At 70.5% G+C, this 17,370-nt stretch carries 13 protein-coding genes; 6 read left to right on the top strand and 7 right to left on the bottom strand.

Annotation, left to right across the window (positions count from 1 at the left end; all coding sequences use genetic code 11):
• The first annotated feature begins 48 nt into the window (after positions 1-48).
• The 4 genes from dpgA to dpgD all read left to right on the top strand — a co-directional run bounded on the left by dpgA (position 49) and on the right by dpgD (position 4,116).
• Positions 49-1,200, top strand: coding sequence for a 3,5-dihydroxyphenylacetyl-CoA synthase DpgA (gene dpgA / locus ACWEPF_RS31965; RefSeq protein WP_452175293.1), 1,152 nt, complete (start codon positions 49-51; stop codon positions 1,198-1,200).
• Between the two features lie 11 nt (positions 1,201-1,211).
• Entirely contained in the window at positions 1,212-1,910 is a 699-nt protein-coding gene (gene dpgB, locus ACWEPF_RS31960; RefSeq protein WP_452175292.1) for an enoyl-CoA-hydratase DpgB, read from the top strand.
• Between the two features lie 128 nt (positions 1,911-2,038).
• Positions 2,039-3,310, top strand: coding sequence for a (3,5-dihydroxyphenyl)acetyl-CoA 1,2-dioxygenase DpgC (gene dpgC / locus ACWEPF_RS31955; RefSeq protein WP_452175314.1), 1,272 nt, complete (start codon positions 2,039-2,041; stop codon positions 3,308-3,310).
• Entirely contained in the window at positions 3,307-4,116 is an 810-nt protein-coding gene (gene dpgD, locus ACWEPF_RS31950) for an enoyl-CoA-hydratase DpgD (RefSeq protein ID WP_452175291.1), read from the top strand. The genes dpgC and dpgD overlap by 4 nt, the downstream gene beginning before the upstream one ends.
• A 199-nt stretch (positions 4,117-4,315) precedes the next feature.
• On the opposite strand, the gene ACWEPF_RS31945 is transcribed toward dpgD, so the two are convergent.
• The 3 genes from ACWEPF_RS31945 to ACWEPF_RS31935 all read right to left on the bottom strand — a co-directional run bounded on the left by ACWEPF_RS31945 (position 4,316) and on the right by ACWEPF_RS31935 (position 10,494).
• Positions 4,316-7,381 carry a tetratricopeptide repeat protein gene (locus tag ACWEPF_RS31945; RefSeq protein WP_452175290.1) on the bottom strand — a complete coding sequence of 1,022 codons (3,066 nt, stop codon included), beginning with the start codon at positions 7,379-7,381 and terminating at the stop codon, positions 4,316-4,318.
• 351 nt (positions 7,382-7,732) lie between these two features.
• Positions 7,733-9,661, bottom strand: a complete 1,929-nt coding sequence (locus tag ACWEPF_RS31940) for an ABC transporter ATP-binding protein (RefSeq protein ID WP_452175289.1) — start codon at positions 9,659-9,661, stop codon at positions 7,733-7,735.
• A 32-nt stretch (positions 9,662-9,693) separates the two neighbouring features.
• Positions 9,694-10,494 (bottom strand): alpha/beta fold hydrolase, encoded by an 801-nt coding sequence (locus ACWEPF_RS31935; protein WP_452175288.1) that lies wholly within the window; start codon positions 10,492-10,494, stop codon positions 9,694-9,696.
• A gap of 319 nt (positions 10,495-10,813) precedes the next feature.
• On the opposite strand from ACWEPF_RS31935, the gene ACWEPF_RS31930 reads away from it, so the two are divergent.
• Both ACWEPF_RS31930 and ACWEPF_RS31925 read left to right on the top strand, forming a co-directional pair.
• Positions 10,814-11,278 (top strand): winged helix-turn-helix domain-containing protein, encoded by a 465-nt coding sequence (locus ACWEPF_RS31930; protein ID WP_452175287.1) that lies wholly within the window; start codon positions 10,814-10,816, stop codon positions 11,276-11,278.
• Between the two features lie 307 nt (positions 11,279-11,585).
• Positions 11,586-12,656 (top strand): transcriptional regulator, encoded by a 1,071-nt coding sequence (locus tag ACWEPF_RS31925; RefSeq protein WP_452175286.1) that lies wholly within the window; start codon positions 11,586-11,588, stop codon positions 12,654-12,656.
• A gap of 96 nt (positions 12,657-12,752) precedes the next feature.
• Here ACWEPF_RS31925 and ACWEPF_RS31920 read toward each other — a convergent pair whose 3' ends face one another.
• From ACWEPF_RS31920 to ACWEPF_RS31905, 4 genes are all read right to left on the bottom strand, one after another.
• Positions 12,753-13,748, bottom strand: coding sequence for an ABC transporter permease subunit (locus ACWEPF_RS31920; RefSeq protein ID WP_452175285.1), 996 nt, complete (start codon positions 13,746-13,748; stop codon positions 12,753-12,755).
• Positions 13,748-14,701: an ABC transporter ATP-binding protein gene (locus ACWEPF_RS31915; RefSeq protein WP_452175284.1), complete on the bottom strand. Its 954-nt coding sequence runs from the start codon at positions 14,699-14,701 to the stop codon at positions 13,748-13,750. Before ACWEPF_RS31915 ends, ACWEPF_RS31920 begins: the two co-directional genes overlap by 1 nt.
• Positions 14,698-15,084 (bottom strand): GntR family transcriptional regulator, encoded by a 387-nt coding sequence (locus tag ACWEPF_RS31910; protein WP_452175283.1) that lies wholly within the window; start codon positions 15,082-15,084, stop codon positions 14,698-14,700. Before ACWEPF_RS31910 ends, ACWEPF_RS31915 begins: the two co-directional genes overlap by 4 nt.
• Positions 15,085-15,747: 663 nt before the next feature.
• Entirely contained in the window at positions 15,748-17,022 is a 1,275-nt protein-coding gene (locus tag ACWEPF_RS31905; RefSeq protein ID WP_452175282.1) for a cysteate synthase, read from the bottom strand.
• Positions 17,023-17,370 lie beyond the last annotated feature (348 nt).

Genomic DNA, 17,370 nt, shown 5'->3' with positions numbered 1-17,370 from the left:
AGTGCGCCGAATCCGAAGCAAGACCCGAATGTGGGGGTGGACATTCCGATGACAGACAGCACGAGCCTTCGGAGCAGCACCGGTCTCCTGGAACTTCCGGCGCCCGAGGGGAAGAACGCCGCCGCCGCACGGATCGTGGGCGTCGGCACGGCCAACAGCGGGCACTCCTACTCGCAGCGAGAACTGCTCGACATCTTCAACATCACGGACCCCAAGGTCCGTTCCGTCTTCCTCAACAGCGCGATCGAGCGGCGCTACCTCACGGTCCCGCCCAGGGCCGAGGACGGCACCGTCCTGGTGGAGGCTCAGGGCGAACTGCTCGCCAAGCACAAGCGGCTCGCCCTGGAGATGGGCACCCGCGCGGTGCGCGCCTGCCTGGAGAGTTCCGGGCTGGAGCTGTCCGACATCGACTACCTCTGCTGCACGACGACCACCGGCTTCCTCAGCCCGGGCCTGAGTGCCCACATGATCCGTGAGATGGGGATCCTCCCCAGCACCAGCCGCATCGACATCGTCGGCATGGGTTGCAACGCCGGCCTGAACGCCCTCAACGCGACCGCCGCCTGGGCCGTGGCCAATCCCGGAAAGGTCGCCGTCCAACTCTGCGTGGAAGCCTGCTCCGCCGCCTACGTGATTGACGGCACGATGCGAACCGCCGTCGTGAACAGCCTGTTCGGCGACGGCGCGGCGGCGGTCGCGCTGGTCGCCGACGCCCAGGACGCCGCGTACGCGCCGGCCGACGTGCCGGCGGGCGTCGGCAGCCCGCGCATCCTGGGCTTCGCCAGCCACCTGATCACCGAGGCGATTGACGCCATGCGCTACGACTGGGACGACGAGCAGGGGAAGTTCAGCTTCTACCTCGACCCGCACGTCCCGTACGTGGTCGGTGCCAACGCCGACCAGGTGGTTGACCGCCTGCTGGCCAAGGCCGGGCTGCGCCGCAGCGACATCAGCCAGTGGCTGGTGCACTCGGGCGGCAAGAAGGTCATCGACGCGGTGCGGGTCAACCTCGGCCTCACCCGACACGAGGTGCGGCACACCACCGGCGTGCTGCGCGACTACGGCAACCTGTCGAGCGGTTCCTTCCTCTTCTCCTACGAGCGGCTGCTCGAGGAGGGGGTCACCCGGGCCGGCGACTACGGCGTGCTGATGACCATGGGGCCCGGATCGACCATCGAGACCGCACTGGTGCAGTGGTGAGGAGACGTCAGATGACCAACAAGAAGACGATGCCCGGCGATGCCCGCTCCGACGACCTGGTGCTGCGGGTCGACGGGCGCCAGGTCATGTCGGCCGAGTCCGTCGCCGCGGTGAACACGGTCTGCGACGCCGCCGAGGACCGCGGCGGGCGGAGCAAGGTGATCGTGCAGGTGTCCGGCGCTCCTGACGGGCGGTGGGCAGACGACCTGACGGTGTCGCTGGTCAGCAAGTGGGAGCGGGCGCTGCGCCGCCTGGAGCGGCTGCCTGCCACCACCATCGCGATCGCCGACGGCGACTGCGGCGGGCTGGCGCTCGACGCGCTGCTCGCCACCGACTACCGCATCGCGACCGGATCGGTGCGCCTGGTGGTGCCGGTCGGCGAGGGCGTCACCTGGCCGGGTATGGCCATCTACCGGCTCGCCCAGCACCGCGCGAGCGCGGCCGCGATCCGGCGCGCGGTGCTCTTCGGTACTCCGGTCGAGGTGGCCGACGCGCTTGCCCTGCACTTGGTCGACGAGGTCGCGGCCGATCCGGCGGCTGCCCTCGCACTGGCCGACGAGCGAGCCGGGGCCGTCCCGGGCACCGAGCTGGCCATCCGGCGGCAGCTGATGCACGACGCGACCACCACCACCTTCGAGGAGGCGCTCGGCGTCCACCTGGCGGCCTGCGACCGCGCGCTTCGGCGGGCCGTCGTGGGGGCTGCCTCGTGACGGTCACCGAGACGGCTGGCGCCGAGGTGACCGGTATTGAGGGGGTGGGCGTCACTGCCGCCGCCCGGGTGTCCGGGCCGCGCGCCGACGTGCAGGCCGTGCCTGCCGAGCTGGCGCAGGCCCGGGTCGTGCTCACCGAGGCCGCTGAGCACACCGAGGACCTGTTGGCGATCCTGCCCTTGCCCGAGCAGCGCTCCACAGAGCAGCGCGTTGCCGCTGCGGCGGCGATCGACGCCACCCGGAGCCTGCGCGCCGCCTTCCTCGACGTGCACGCCGACGCCGTCTACGACGAGCTCACCGAGGACCGCCGCCGCCACCTACGGGTGGACGAGCTGGTCTGGGCCGCCGCCGAGGCCTTTCCCGGACTGGTGCCCACCGACGGCCAGTTGGAGAGCGAGCGGTCCAGACCGCAGGCGGGCAAGGAGGGTCATGAGATCGACCAGGGCCTCTTCTTCAGCCGGATCCTTCGCTCGCCGCAGGCCGGACCGCACCTGATCGACGCGATGCTGCGCCCGACGCCCCGCGCCCTCGGCCTGCTACCGGAGTTCCGCGCGAGCGGCACGGCTGACCTGGGCTCGGTGCGCATCGAGCGCACCGACGGCGTGGCCCGTCTGACGATGTGCCGCGACGACTGCCTCAACGCCGAGGACAACCGGCAGATCGACGACATGGAAACCGCCGTCGACCTCGCGCTGCTCGACCCCGAGGTGGAGGTCGCCCTGCTGCGTGGCGGCGAGATGACTCACCCGCGCTACCGGGGCCGACGCGTGTTCAGCGCCGGCATCAATCTCAAGTCCCTGCACCGCGGCGGGATCTCGCTGGTCGACTTCCTGTTGCGGCGCGAACTCGGCTACATCCACAAGATCTGGCGCGGGGTGGTGGTCGAGGACGGCGCCGCCTGGTGGTCCCGTACGGTCGAGAAGCCGTGGGTCGCCGCAGTGGACACGTTCGCCATCGGCGGCGGCGCCCAGCTGCTGCTGGTCTTCGACCGGGTGCTCGCCGGCTCCGACGCCTTCCTCAGTCTGCCCGCCGCCAAGGAGGGGATCATCCCCGGGGCGTCGAACCTGCGGCTCGCCCGGGCGGCTGGCAGTCGAGTGGCCCGCCAGGTGATCCTGGACGGGCGGCGGATCTGGGCCCGCGAGCCGGCGGCCGCACTGCTGGTCGACGAGGTGCACGAGAACGAGGAGCTGGACGCGGCTGTCGAGCGCAGCGTCGAGCGCCTGCGCGGGCCCGCAGTGGTCGCCAACCGGCGGATGCTCAACCTCGCCGAAGAGCCGGTCGACGAATTCCGCTGGTACATGGCTGAGTTCGCCCTCCAGCAGGCTCTGCGCCTGTACAGCTCCGACGTGATCGACAAAGTCGGACGGTTCTCCACCGCGAAGGAGGACGGCGCGGCATGAGCGGCGAGGAGGATCGGCCGCGGGTCCGGTACGAGAAGAAGGACCATGTCGCGCGGATCACGCTCGACCGGCCCGCCGTGCTGAACGCGATGGATCTGCGGATGCACGAGGAGCTGGCCGTGATCTGGGACGACGTCGAGGCCGACGACGAGGTGCGGGTCGCGGTGCTGACCGGTGCCGGCGACCGCTCGTTCACAGTCGGGCAGGACCTGCGCGAGCGGGCCCGCCTAGACGACCAGGGGGTTCCGCGGTCGACTTTCGGCAGCCGGGGGCAGCCCGGCTGGCCGCGGCTGACCGAGCGGTTCACGCTCTCCAAGCCGGTGATCGCCCGGGTCAACGGCTTCGCGCTCGGCGGGGGCTTCGAACTCGCGCTCGCGTGCGACCTGATTGTCGCCTCCGACCAGGCGGTCTTCGCCCTGCCGGAGGCCAGACTCGGTCTGGTGCCCGGCGCGGGCGGGGCGTTCCGGCTCGCCCGGCAGGCCCCGCTCAAGGCTGCGATGGGCTACCTGCTCACTGGCCGGCGGATGACGGCGGCCGACGCGCTGCGGTTCGGTCTGGTCAACGAGGTGGTGCCGGCTGAGCAGCTGGACGACTGCGTCGCCGGATGGACGGCCGACCTGCTGCGCAGTGCTCCGCTGGCGGTGCGGGCCATCAAGGAGGCCGTCATGCGGTCGGTGGACATGCCCCTGGAGGAGGCGTTCACCACAGAGTTCGGGTGGGAGCAGCGGCGTCGCTTCAGCGAGGACGCGATCGAGGGCCCGCGGGCCTTCGCTGAGCGGCGGGAGCCGCGCTGGCAGGGAGCCTGAGGCAGCACCCCGCGACAGGTACGGGTCCGCGGCGTCGCTCGATGGGAGCGGCGCCGCGGATCTCTGCCGTTCCGCTGCGCGCCGAAGTTATGTGGGTTAGAGGTGTACAGTCCGGGGCCAGAGCTGGCGTTGGACGTTCAGGCACATGATCTACGGCGGTCATGTCTCCGCTGGGCTGTCCCGCCTTCGCCCTGTGCGACTATCCGTCGGCTCTCTCCCGAGCCTGGCCATGAAGGTAGGCGAGGTTGCGCTGAGTGGTGAGCGTGTCGGGATGGTCGGCGCCCAGCACCCGTACCTGGTCGGCCAACAGCCCCTCGAGCGCGGCCACCGCACCCTTCACATCCCCTGCTACCGCCCGCCAGCTGGCAACGTTGTTCCTGGCGGTGAAGGTGGCGGGGTGCTCGGTGCCCAGCACCCGCACATAGTTGGTGAGAAGCTCCTCCGATGCGGCCAGCGCGCCCACCACATCCCCCGACTTCCCGCGCCAGTGGGCGAGGTTGTTCTGGGTGTTGAGGGTGTCGGGGTGATCGGGGCCCAGGACCCGCAGGCAGTCGGCCAGCACCTCCTCATAGGCGGCCACCGCCCCCTCCACATCTGCCGCCTCCCCCCGCAACCGGGCGAGACCGTTCCGAGTAGCAAGAGTGTTGGGGTGGTCGGGGCCCAGGACTCGCACCTGGTCGGCGAGCAGTCCCTCGACTGCGGCCACCGCCCCCTCCACATCCCCCGCCTGACCGCGCCAGTGGGCGAGGTTGCCCTTGGACACGAGCGTGTCGGGGTGGTCGGGGCCCAGCACCCGCACCCGGTCGGCCAACAGTCCCTCGTACGCGGCCACCGCGCCCGCCACATCCCCCGCCTGACCGCGCCAGCTGGCGAGGTTGTGCCGGGTGTTGAGGGTGTCGGGGTGGTCGGGGCCGAGCACCCGCACCCGGTCGGCCAACAGCCCCTCGTTGGCGGCCACCGCGCCCGCCACATCCCCCGCCTCAGCCCGCCAGTTGGCGAGGTTGTTCCGGGTGGTGAGGGTGTGGGGGTGGTCGGGGCCCAGCACCCGAACCCGGTCGGCCAACACTCCCTCGTACGCGGCCACCGCGCCCGCCACATCCCCCGCCTCAGCCCGCCAGTTGGCGAGGTTGTTCCGGGTAGTGAGGATGTCGGGGTGGTCGGGGCCCAGCACCCGCACCTGGTCGGCGAGCACCCCTTCAAGCCCGGCCACTGCACCCGCTACATCCCCCGCCACACCCCGCCAGTAGGCGAGGTTGTTCCGGGCGGTGAGGATGTCGGGGTGGTCGGGACCCAGCGCCCGCACCTGGTCGGCGAGCAGTTCTCCGTATGCAGCCAGCGCGCCCGTCGCATCCCCTGCCTGACCGCGCCAGCTGGCGAGGTTGTGCCGGGTGTTGAGGGTGTCGGGGTGGTCGGGGCCCAGCACCCGCATTCGGTCGGCGAGGAGCTCCTCGAACGTGGCCAGCGCGCCCGTCGCATCGCCCACCTGTCCCCGCCGCAGCGCGAGGCCGCTCCGGGTGTTGAGGGTGTCGGGGTGGTCGGGGCCCAGGACCCGCATTCGGTCGGCGAGCAGTTCTTCGGATGCGGCCACAGCACCCGCCTCATCCCCCGCCTCCCCCCGCCAGTAGGCGAGGTTGTGCCGGGTGGTGAGGGTGTCGGGGTGGTCGGGGCCCAGCACCCGCATTTGGTCGGCGAGGAGCTCCTCGAACGTGGCCAGCGCGCCCGTCACATCCCCCGCATGACCGCGCCAGCTGGCGAGGTTGTTCCTGGCAGTGAGGGTGTCGGGGTGGTCGGGGCCCAGGTGACGGGAGGTGGTCTCCACCAGGTGCTGTGTGTAGTGGCGGGCGGCGGTGACTTGACCGCTTCTGCCAAGGCTGTTTCCGGCCTGGAACAGCACTGAATGGACATTGGGCTGGTGGAGGGTGTCGGGTGCGTGGCCGGTGAGGGTGTTGGTGTTGGCCCGCAGGGCCTGGGCGAGGGCGGTGTCCGTCTCGATGCGCGGCCAGGCGGCGAGCAGGGCGTCGGCGGCGGCGTGGGCGGTGAGGTCGTGCGCGTTGTCGAGGGTGTCGCGGACGGCGCGTTGGACGAGCTGGTGGACCCGAACGGCCTGGTGCGGGGTGTCGGGGTCGTGGGTGATGAGGCCGAGCCGGTGCAGCGCCCGCAGGGCGCCTACGGCCTCGGTCTGCGTGACGCTGGCGACGACGGTCTGCGGCCGTCGGCGTGGCCACCACCACCGGCGTCGGCGCTCCGGGACGGGGCGGTCAAGGCCGGCCGCGAGGTAGGTGAGGGCGGGGGTGCTCGTCAGGGCTGCTTGGGGGATGCCGTTGGGGTCGAGGAACGCGGCCAGGCGCAGCATCGGTTCGGCCAGGCCAGCCGGGGTCAGGGTGTTGGCCCGTTCGATGGACAGGGTCCAGGTGGCGGCGAGGGTGTGGGGCTGTTCGTCGGGCAGGGGTCGTGGGGCGGTGTCGGTGAGGGTGCGGGTGCGGTCGGCGAGAAGGGCGCGGTAGGCGGTGGCGGTGACGCCGGCGTCGATGAGGTAGGCGGCGGCCTGCGACAGGGCGAGTGGCAGGTGTCCGAGGTCGGCGGCCAGGGCGCGCAGTTCACTGTCGGGTTCGTGCCGGCCGCGGGCGGCGAGGGCTGTTGTGAGGAAGGTCGTGGCCTCGTCCGGGGTGAACAGGCCGACCTCCACCAGGCGGCGTCCGCCGCCGGTCAGCGCGGCGTCGCGGCGCCGGGTGGTCACCAGGGTCCGGCCGTTGGGGCTCGGCGGCGGCCACCAGCCGGTCAGGTCCTCCGGATCGCCGATGTCGTCGAACACGACGAGCCAGCGGCACGGCCGCGTCTCGGCCTTGGGCTCCAGCCACGCCAGGAACGCCTCCGCGGCGCCTTCCGGTTCGGCGCCCAGCAGTTTGGTGCCGGCCTGCGTGAGCCCGTCGGCGACCGCGGCGCGGCTGGCGGCGGTGATCCACACCAGCACATCCAGCCCACCGCCCGCCCAGGAGGTGCGGGCGTAGTCCGCGGCCAACTGCGTCTTCCCAACCCCGCCGAGGCCGGTCAGCACCCCGCCCACCCGCACCTCCCCGGCCGGGCCAGCTGCGGCGCTGCCCCCGATCACCGCCGTTCCGCCGCCCTCCAGGACCGCGGCCAGCCGCACCGCCTCCGCCCGGTCCTGGAACGAACCCGCCCGGGGCGGGATCCGGCCGACCTGGCAAGGCCACGCAGCCGGCTCACGCGGCGCAGCGTTGACAACCGGGCCGGTACTGATCGACACCGGCCCGAAGTTGTCGCCGCCGACCGCCAGCGACCCCTGCCCGCTCGCGACCACCGAACCATTGCCGGCATGCCGACCGGTGCCCGCCCCCGAAAAGCCCCTGCCGTCCTTGCCACCACGGACCACGAACGCAACTCCCCACCAACGGACCACAGTTCCCCGGAGGGTACCCATCACCGCGCCCGTGGAGATGCCGAACGACCAACCCGTTACACCCACTGACACCACCCCACACGCCACACGAACCCGCTTCCGAGGAACCCCGGATGAGGCGGGCGGACTGGGAGCGGAACACCGTGGTGGCCGTCCCGAGGGATCGGGGCGGCCACCACGGTCGTGCGGGGCGCCAGGTCAGTGGAGTTCGGCGACGGGCCCGGCGGGCTTGGGGGACTGCGGGGCGAACTGGGTGCGGTAGAGGTCGGCGTAGAGGCCGGCGGCGGCCAGCAGTTCGTCGTGCGTCCCGCTTTCGCGGATCCGGCCGTCCTCGACGACCAGGATCTGGTCGGCCTCGCGGATGGTGGAGAGCCTGTGGGCGATGACCAGCGAGGTCCGCCCGGTCAAGGCGGTTCGCAGCGCGTGCTGGATGGCTGCCTCCGATTCGGAGTCGAGGTGGGCGGTGGCCTCGTCCAGGACGACGATCGGCGGTGCCTTGAGCAGGAGCCGGGCCAGCGAGATCCGCTGCTTCTCGCCGCCGGAGAGCCGGTAGCCGCGGTCACCGACCACGGTGTCCAGGCCGTCCGGGAGGGCGTTGATGGTGTCCCAGATCAGTGCGGCCTCGCAGGCCGCGATCAGCTCCCGCTCGCTCGCTCCGGGCCGGGCGTACTCGAGGTTGGCGCGCAGTGTGTCGTGGAAGAGATGGGCGTCCTGGGTGACCACGCCGACCGTGTCGGCGAGGGACTGCAGGGTGAGCTCGCGGAGGTCGTGGCCGCCGATCCTGACCGCACCCTCGGTGGGGTCGTAGAGTCGGGGAACCATCTGGGTGATGGTGGTCTTTCCGGCGCCAGAGGGGCCGACCAAGGCGGTGAGCTTTCCAGCCGGGGCGCGGAAGCTCAGGTCGTGCAGGGTCCAGGAGTTGCTGGTCCGTTCGGGGCGGCGCAGTCCGATGGACTCCAGGGAGGCGAGGGAGACCTCGTCGGCAGAGGGGTAGCGGAAGCGGACCCCGTCGAACTCGATGTCGGGGGCGGCGGTGTCCGGGGTGGCACGGGCGGGCAGCTCGCGGGCGCCGGGGCGCTCGGAGATGAGTGGTTCGAGGTCGAGGATCTCGAAGACGCGGTCGAAGCTGACCAGCGTGGTCAGCACGGTGACCTGCATGCTGGCGAGCTGGTTGACCGGCCCGTAGAGCCGCAGCAGCAGGGTGACCATGGCGATCAGGGTGCCGAACGCGAAGGTGCCGTCGATGGTGAGGCTGCCACCCAGGCCGTAGACCAGGGCGGTGGTGAATCCGGTGATCAGGCCGAGGATGATGAACAGCAGCCGTGAGTGGACAACCGCGGCGACGGTGACGTCGCGGACCCGGCCGGCCTTGGTGGCGAAGAGGCTGGAGTCCTCCAGGGTGCGGCCGTAGAGCTTGGCGAGCATCGCGCCCGAGACGTTGAAGCGTTCGTTCATCATCGAGCCCAACTCGGCGTCCAGTTGCATGGTCTCGCGGGTGAGCCGCTGCAACCGGCGGGCGATGAGCCGCACGGGGAGCAGGAAGACCGCGATCATCACCAGGGCAGCGGCGGTTATCTGCCACGAGAGGACGAACATCGTGCCGAGCACGAGGACCAGGGTCAGCAGGGCCGAGATCGACTGGGTGAGCAGAGTGGTGACGGCTTGCCGGGCGCCGATGACGTCGGAGTTGAGACGGCTGACCAGCGAGCCGGTCTGGGCACGGGTGAAGAACGCCAACGGTTGGCGCTGGACGTGCGCGAAGACGGTGGTCCGCAGGTCGTATACGAGGCCCTCGCCGACCCGTCCGGAGCACCAGGTCTGCAGGTAGACGGCCAGTGCGTCGACCAAGGCCAGGGCCGCAACGGCAAGGCAGAGCCGCACCACGGTGGCGGTGTGTCCTGGCAGGATGCCGTCGTCGATGATCATCTTGAGGATCAGCGGGTTGGCGGCCGCGATGGCCGCGTCGGCGAGGGTGGCCACGAGGAGCAGGGTCAATGGCCAGCGGTAGCGCGTGATGTAGGGCAGGATCCGCCGCGTGGTGCCTGGTTTGACCTTCTGCCGGGTGATCGAGTCGTCGTTGAGCCGGACCCGCCCCGGGCCCTTCGCCCGGTCGCCGGTGATCGCCATGGATGAGCCTGCCTCAGATAGGTGTCGGAACGTCAGTTCTTGTCGAAGAACTCGGTGATCGCGGTGTTGACCGGCTCCGGACGCTCCAGGTTGCCGAGGTGGCCGCAGCGCGGGATCTCGACCAGATCGCAGTCCGGGATGGCCTCGGCCACCTCGGCGACCAGGTGCGGTGGACAGATCAGGTCGTCGGCGAAGGCGATCACCCGGCAAGGCGCGGCGATGCGGCCCAGCGCTTCGCGCCGGTCGCTGAGAGTGTCGACCCACGCCTGGCCCGCGGCGGCGCTCTCGCCGCCGCTCAACTCGAGCACGTCCAGCCAACCGGCCACGGCCACATCGTCGTTCAGGGTCGCGGGGGAGAGCATCTGCTGGGCGGTCTGGGCGGCCTCGTACCTGGCGGGTAGCCGTACACCGCTGTCCCGCATGGCTTGCTCGGCCGCCGACTGGGCCCGGCGGAAGGCGTCCGAACGGGCTCGGGTGGCGAGCAGGACGGCCGAGCGCACCAGGTGCGGCGCCTCGATCGCGAGCTCCTGGGCGATCACGGCGCCCAGCGACGTCCCTACGATGCGGCACGGACCGAGATCGAGGGCCTCGACCAGCCCCTTGGTGTCGGCGACCATGTCGGCGAGCGAATACCGCCCGGGGGGTGCGTCCGAGGGGGCGATGCCACGGTTGTCGAAGACGATGGTCTCGTAGCCGGCCCGGTTCAGCGCCGGCGTCTGGTGGATGGTCCAGACCCGCCCTGCGGCGCCGGTTCCCATGATGAGGAGTACGGGCTCCCCGCGGCCGGTGCGCTGGTAGTTGAGCTGGATCCCATTGGTGGACACAAGCGGCATGGCGCAACCTCGTTGGTGGTCGTTCCGGGCGGAGAGTGCCCGACTCTGTCCGGGAAGAGTCCGGGAGGGGAGCGGGCCTGGGTGGACACCGGGCTGTCAGCACCTGGGTGGACACCGGGCCGTCAGCACCGGCCCACGGGGCCGCCGTCCGGCTCCGCCGCGCCCACGATGGCACCGGGCGGGGGTTCGGATCAAGCGTTCACCGCCGGGCCCGGCCGCTGCCGGAGCGACTGCCCATCGCGGCCGGGCGGCCCGGAGTTGAACCCGCGTTGTCGCCGCAGAGTACACAGACGGCGAAGCGCGCGGTACAACACTATTTGTGAGGTATGCGCAGGGGGGCGGGCTGTCCGACGAGCGTCGGGCTTTCCGCGAGGAGATCCGCAGGCTGGCCGCGGACGCATTCGTCAGGGGCGATGACAATGCCGCCATCGCCAAGCGGCTGCGGGTGCATGTGCGCTCCGTCCAGCGGTGGCGCCAAGCCTGGCTGCGCGACGGGCTGAGGGCGTTGGCGTCCAAGGGGGCGGCCTCGTTGCCGCTACTGGCGGAGGAGCTGTTCACCGAGTTCGAGCTGGAACTGGCCAGGGGGGCCGAGGCACACGGCTGGCCTGACAGCGAGTGGACGCTCAACCGGATCCGGCTGCTGCTGGAGGAGCGATTCGACGCGTGCTACACCGTCCAGGGTGTTGCGGCGCTGCTCAAGCGCCATGGGTGGGTCCGGCAGGCCGGCGCCAGGCGGGTCTGCGAGGGCGGAGGACTCGTGTCCGGCTGGGTGAAGAGGCCCTGACGGCAGGTCATAAGAGCCTGAATGATCGGCGACATCGGTGTAGTCGGTGTACTCTCCCCGCGACATCACGTTTTCAACGCTGGTTCTCCCGACCGGATCTGACGCCTCGACAGAGGTTGATGCGAGAGTGACGATTGAGCCGAGTGTTCTGCGCGGCTATCGCTGGGACACGCCCAGGTGGGGGGACCAGCGAGGACCCAGCGGTCGATTGGTCGCAAGCCGACGTTGCGGTCGGCTGGAGTTGCGGTGAGGCCTGAGGGGACCAGGTGCTGTGTTGCCGGACGTACGGGGGAATGTTGTGGGTCAGTTGATCGAGTACGTGCCTGAGCCGGTGGATGCCGCCAGCAGTGCCGACTCGGGTCGCCGCCAGGTCGTGACGGTTCCGGTCGCGATGTTGGCGCTTGGAGAGTCTCCGCGTTCGGGTGGTCGGGACGCGGATCATGTGGCGCGGTTGGCGGAAGTGGATTCGGATCTTCCACCAATTCTGGTGGAGCGCGGTTCCATGCGAGTTGTGGATGGTATGCACCGTTTGATGGCGGCGGTGTTGCGGGGGCGGGAGTCGATCGAGGTCGAGTTCTTCGACGGGAACGCGGAGGATGCGTTCCTTCGTGCGGTCGAGATGAATGTCTTGCACGGCCTGCCCTTGTCGCATGCGGATCGGCGGGCGGCGGCGGGGCGGATCATGGCGTCGCATCCGTATATGTCGGACCGGGCGATTGCGCGGGCCGCAGGGCTGGGGGCACGGACGGTGGCGACGCTTCGGCGGCGTTCAACCGAGGCGGCGCCGCAGTTGAACGCGCGGGTGGGGCGGGACGGGAAGGTTCGTCCCTTGAGCGGAGTAGAGGGGCGGCAGCGGGCGGCGGAGTTGATCGCGGAGCGTCCGTTGGCGTCGTTGCGTGAGGTGGCGCGGCTAGCTGGAATCTCCCCCACCACGGTGAGCGACGTGCGCCGCAGACTCGCCAGAGGCGAGTCACCCGTCGCTGCCCCGGCCGCCGAAGCAACCGATGTGGCCGGCGCTCAAGGGGAGCCCGGTGCTTCCGATGCTCTCAGTGGGACACCCCGGTGTGCGGGCCGGGCGAGAGTCGAGCGAAGAGCGCACCGGGTGCATTCGAACCCGGACACCGTTCTTGAGAAGCTGCTGCGGGACCCGTCGCTGCGGCACAAGGAGGAGGGGCGCCAACTGCTGCGCCTGCTCCGGCAGAACGCGATCGCGGCACGGGAGTGGTCGGAATTGATCTCCGCGGTCCCGCCGCACTGCGGCGCCCAGGTGGTGGACCTCGCCCGGCAGTACGCCGAGACTTGGGAGGATTTCGCACAGGAGTTGGACGAGCGGGTGGTACGCGGGTTGCCGGACGACCGGCAGGCCTCTGCTTCCTGAGGTCCGACACCTGACCCCTGGTCCGTTGTACCGATCCCGGTCGAACCCCGGGTGGGCTCCGCGTCGTGCCGGCGGCCCACCCGGGGTTCGGTCTGTTCAGGCGATCCGGCGGCGGACCCACCAGAAGCTGAAGAACGCGAGCAGCGCGGTGGCGGCCAGGTAGATCCCCGCCTCGATGAACTGGAAGGGCCAGTACCGGGTGTTCGGCTGGTAGGTGGCGGACACGTGCATGTCCAGCGAGGCCAGGCAGCTGACCGTCTGCTCGTGCTGGCCCGGGGAGGTGCACTCGGCGAGCTTGTCCGCGTTCGGCGGCTGCCCGGTCGAAGCGAGCGCGGGGCCAGTGGAGATGACCCAGGCATCGGGAAGGGTGATTCCGCCGATGGTGAGGGAGGAGCCGTTCAGGATGATGCCCTCGGCGTGGCTCAGGGTGGTCTTGTCCAGGCGGATGTTCGCGGTGTGCGGCGTCAGGTAGTTGGGCCGCAGCAGCGTCGGCACCGTGAACTGCGCGGCGGCGAAGACAGCCAAGGTCAGGGCCATGGCGGCGACCGGGCGGCGCAGCAGCAGGCCGGCTGCGGCCCCGAGGGCGAAGGCGAAGGCTGCGTACGTGAACGGCACTACGCCGCGGGCGCCGAAGATCAGAGTGGAGAACTTGGCGGCCTTGAGCGTGTCGTACTCGCCGGCGCCCCAGCTCAGCAGCAGGCCGAGCAGCCCGGTGATGGCCACCGAGGTCAGACCGACGACCAGCAGCTTCACCGCAAGCCATCGGGTACGGGTCACGCTCTGGTGCCAGGCCAGCCGGTGCGTGCCGGCTGCCAGCTCCGAGCTGATCAGGGGCGCACCCCAGAAGACGCCCAGGAGTCCGGGCACCGCCATGAGGACCAGGTCCGTGATGGAGATGACGGTGTCGTAGCGGGCCTCGAAGCCCGAGACGATGCCGGGGGCGCAGCCGTTCGCAATGCAGCCCGCCACGCTGCTGTCGTAGTTGCTCCGGATGCTCAGACCGAGCAGCAGCAGGTAGATCGCGCCGACGCCGAAGGCTGCGGCGCCGACGATCGCCTGGGTACGGAACTGGCGCCAGGTAATCCAGATCATCAGAGACTCTCCACGTCCTGCGAGTCCGCGAAGGACTTACCCTTGCTCGATTCGTGGGTTTCCGCGGCCGGCTGCCGTTGCCGGCCCGGCTGCCGCGGGTCGCGTGCCATGTACGCCAGCACCAGGTCCTCGAGGTCGAGGTGCTCGGCGCGCCAGTCCCCGGCGGGCAGCGGCGTCGAGGTGCGGACGATGAAGGTGCTCTGGCGGCCGGTGTGGTCCTCCTGGATGACCTCCAGGCCCCCCGGCAGTGCTGACGCGTTCCGCGGAGGACCGATGATCCGGTAGTGCTCGGCGATCAGGTCGTCGCTCGGACCGGCCAGCTGGACACGGGACTTGGAGAGCAGGATCAGGTAGTCACAGACCCGCTCCAGGTCGGCGATGACATGCGAGGACAGGATGATGCTCCGACCCTCACGCTCCCCGGCGAACTCCATGAGGCCTTGCAGGAACGAGCGCCGGGCCAGCGGGTCGAGGGCGGCGACCGGCTCGTCGAGCAGCAGCAGTTCGGGCTGCTTCGCCGCGGCGAGGGTCAGCGCCAGCTGGGCGCGCTGGCCGCCCGAGAGTCGGCCGGCCTTCTGCCCCATGTCGAGTCCGAGCTGCTCGATGCGGCGCTCGGCGGCGCGCTGGTCCCAACCCGGGTTCATCTTTGCGCCGAAGCGCAGGTGATCGGCGACAGACAGCGCGGCGTAGACCGGGGTGTCCTGGGCGACGAATCCGACCTGGGCGAGCTGCTGCGGTCCTGCGGCCGGCCGCTGGCCGATGACGCGGATGGTCCCCGAGGTCGGAGTCAGCTGCCCGCTGGCCAGGTTGAGCAGCGTGGACTTGCCGGCCCCGTTCGGGCCGACCAGACCGACCACGTGCCCCGGGGGGACGCTCAGCGTGCAGTCGCCGAGCGCGGTGCGGTTGCCGTAGCGCTTCGTCAGCCCTTCGGCTTCGAGTACTGGTGTGCTCATTGCTCCTCGTCATCTGTGAGGAAGGTGGTGAGGAAGAGGGCCTTGATGCTCTCTTCGTCGATGTTTGCGGCGCGTGCCTTGGCCAGCCATTGGCGCAGTTCCTGGCGCAGCGGTTCGTGGGCGGCGAGCGAGTCGTCACTGAGGCTGCGGGTGACGAACGTTCCCACGCCCGGCTTCGGCGAGACCAGTCCTTCGTGTTCGAGCTCTCGGTAGGCCTTGAGCACGGTATTCGGGTTGATGGCGACGCCCGCTGCGACGTCCTTGACCGTAGGCAGGCGGTCGCCCTCGCGCAGTAGGCCGAGCCGCAGGGCTTGGCGTACCTGTTGGACCAACTGCATGTACGGCGGGACCCCGGAGCGGGAATCCAGATGGAAGTCGATCACCCAAAGCTCACTTCATCTAGGACACTAGCACAATAGGATCCTGCACCAATGGGTGTTGTCAATCGACCGGGGAGTCGTGTCCTCTTGCGGGTGGTGGTCGGTGTGGGGGCAGGGAGGAGAGGCCTCCACAGGGTGGTGGCGAGGTGGGGCGGGGCGCATCATGGCGCCGTATCCCGTACCCACCCGCGCGTTCAACTGCGGTACCACCGCAGTTGAACACCGCTGAAGCGTCGTCACCTGCCCGTTGAGCGGGATGGAGGCACGGCGCTGGGCTTGGGAGTTGATCGCCCATCATGTGCGGGCTTCGCAGCGGGAGATGGCGCGGTTGGGGCGCGTACCGAGGCTTGAGCAACCTGGCCTTGTCCCTGGCGAAGGCGACGGGCGTCGGGCTGGGCATGGGGGCAGCCGACCGGCCCACGGGCCCGGATCTTCGTGCAGAGGGGCACGGTGCAGGCTTCTCCTGGGCGGTGATGACGTCCTCGCCCAGGTGCCCCTGCCGGAGTCTCATCGGCCATGGTGAGCGATGCCGGCTCGCCAACGGCGTGGCACCCGTCGTGGTGCCACATAGGGGCAAGGGTGCCAACTGCTGCACCTGCAAAGGCAGAACGCGAGTGGGCGCGGTAGTGGTTTGAGCCGATATCGCCTCGCCCACCGAGGCGGGCCTCAGGCGAGTGAGTCCAGCAGCTCCGCGGCGATCACCTCGGGCGCGCTCTCCCGGCCCACCACCCAGGCGTTCACGTCTCCGGCGGCCAGCTCGGCGCGCACCCGTCGCCGGCCCCCGCCGGTGACATTGAGCAGGATCCGTGCATCCCGGGGCACCTGCCCCTCGTCCACCGCACGCCGCAGACAAGCCACCGCCATCGACGCGGCCGGCTCGATGTCGATCCCCTCGGTCTCCTCGAACAGTGCCGCCGCAGCCAACGCCTCCCGACGGTCGGCGACCAGCACGTCGCCCGAGCTGTGGGTCAGGATCTGCCGGACCCCGCCGAGCACGTGGAACGGCGGTGTGGCGTTGAGCAGTTCGGGGGCATAGGCCTCGCGCTGGCCCGCGCCGTCGGCGGAGGTCCACTTGCCGCTGCGCCAGAGGGCGTGCAGCGGTGCGAACTCGGTGTTCTGGCAGAGCAACAGACGCGGGGTGGTCCCGCTGCCGCCCGCTGCGACGATCCGGCGGGCGGCCTGGTCGACGGCGATCGCTCCAGCCCCGCTGCCGACCCCCTGAACGTAGTAGTCGGGCAGCGCGCCCATCTCCTCGAAGGCGGCGAGCAGGACGACGGCCAGCCCGTCGCGGCGCCCGACGTTGCGAACCCCGCCCTCGGCGAAGAACTCCGGGGAAGTGGCGGTCACGGCCCGGCTGAAGGCGATCGCGTCGTTGTAGGTCGCATCCTTGACGCCGATGATCCGGACCTTCTTTCCGACGCCGCCGGGCACGGCCAGGGCCGGCAGCGCCCGCTCGGGTACGATCAGCACGCAGGGGAAGTCCAGGTCCCGGGAGCCGACCGCGAAGGCGGCTGCGGTGTTGCCCGCCGAGGCGATCACCATGACGCCGGCATCGGCAGGGGTCCGCGCGAGGACGGTGAAGGCCTCCAGCTCCTTGAAGGTGCCGGACTCCATGTGGCAGCCGCGCTCTGGCCAGTAGCCGCTGAAGGCGACCCACAGCTCGCTCAGGCCCAGGGCCGAGCCCAGGCCGCGACATCGGTAGACGGCCGGGACGCTCGACCCGGGCACCTCCTGGCGCACCGGCAGCCAGTCGCGGTAGCGGAACAGGCCGGAGGCGCCCGGTGCCGCCTCTAGCGGGCCGTCCTGGTACTCCGTCTCCAGCAGCGACGCCTCGCCGCACATGGGGCAGAAGGCGATCACCCCGTCGTCCTGCGTGCGCATCCCGCACCCGTTGCAGACGATCGAATAAGGAGTTCCGGTAAAAGGAGTGCCGTAGGTCATCGCAGGATCCCTTGCGTCCACCGCCGTGTCGGCGCCCCGGGAATTCCTGTGGTGAGAACGCGGGAATCACGACACGGCGCAACAGTTTGCGTTTCAGGAAGATCGGCCGGGCGGCCGCCGGGCGGCGCCGCAATCGGCGGGACCCGTGGTCGGGGAACGATCCCCGCCGTGGAGCACGGGTCGCGCGAGAGGTGGGACGGCGTACTCGACACGGCATGGATACCCCGCAGTATCGCAGGGGGCGATCGGCCAAGGCCAGCAACCAGGGGGTCCGATCAGGGTGTTCAACCGCTGCGCCGCAGCGGTTGAACAACCACATAGGTAAATCACACCTAAGAAATCCATTAA

The organism is Kitasatospora sp. NPDC004289, from assembly GCF_053602875.1.
The sequence above is the reverse complement of the archived record's forward strand: the minus strand, read 5'-3'. Positions and strand labels throughout refer to the sequence as shown.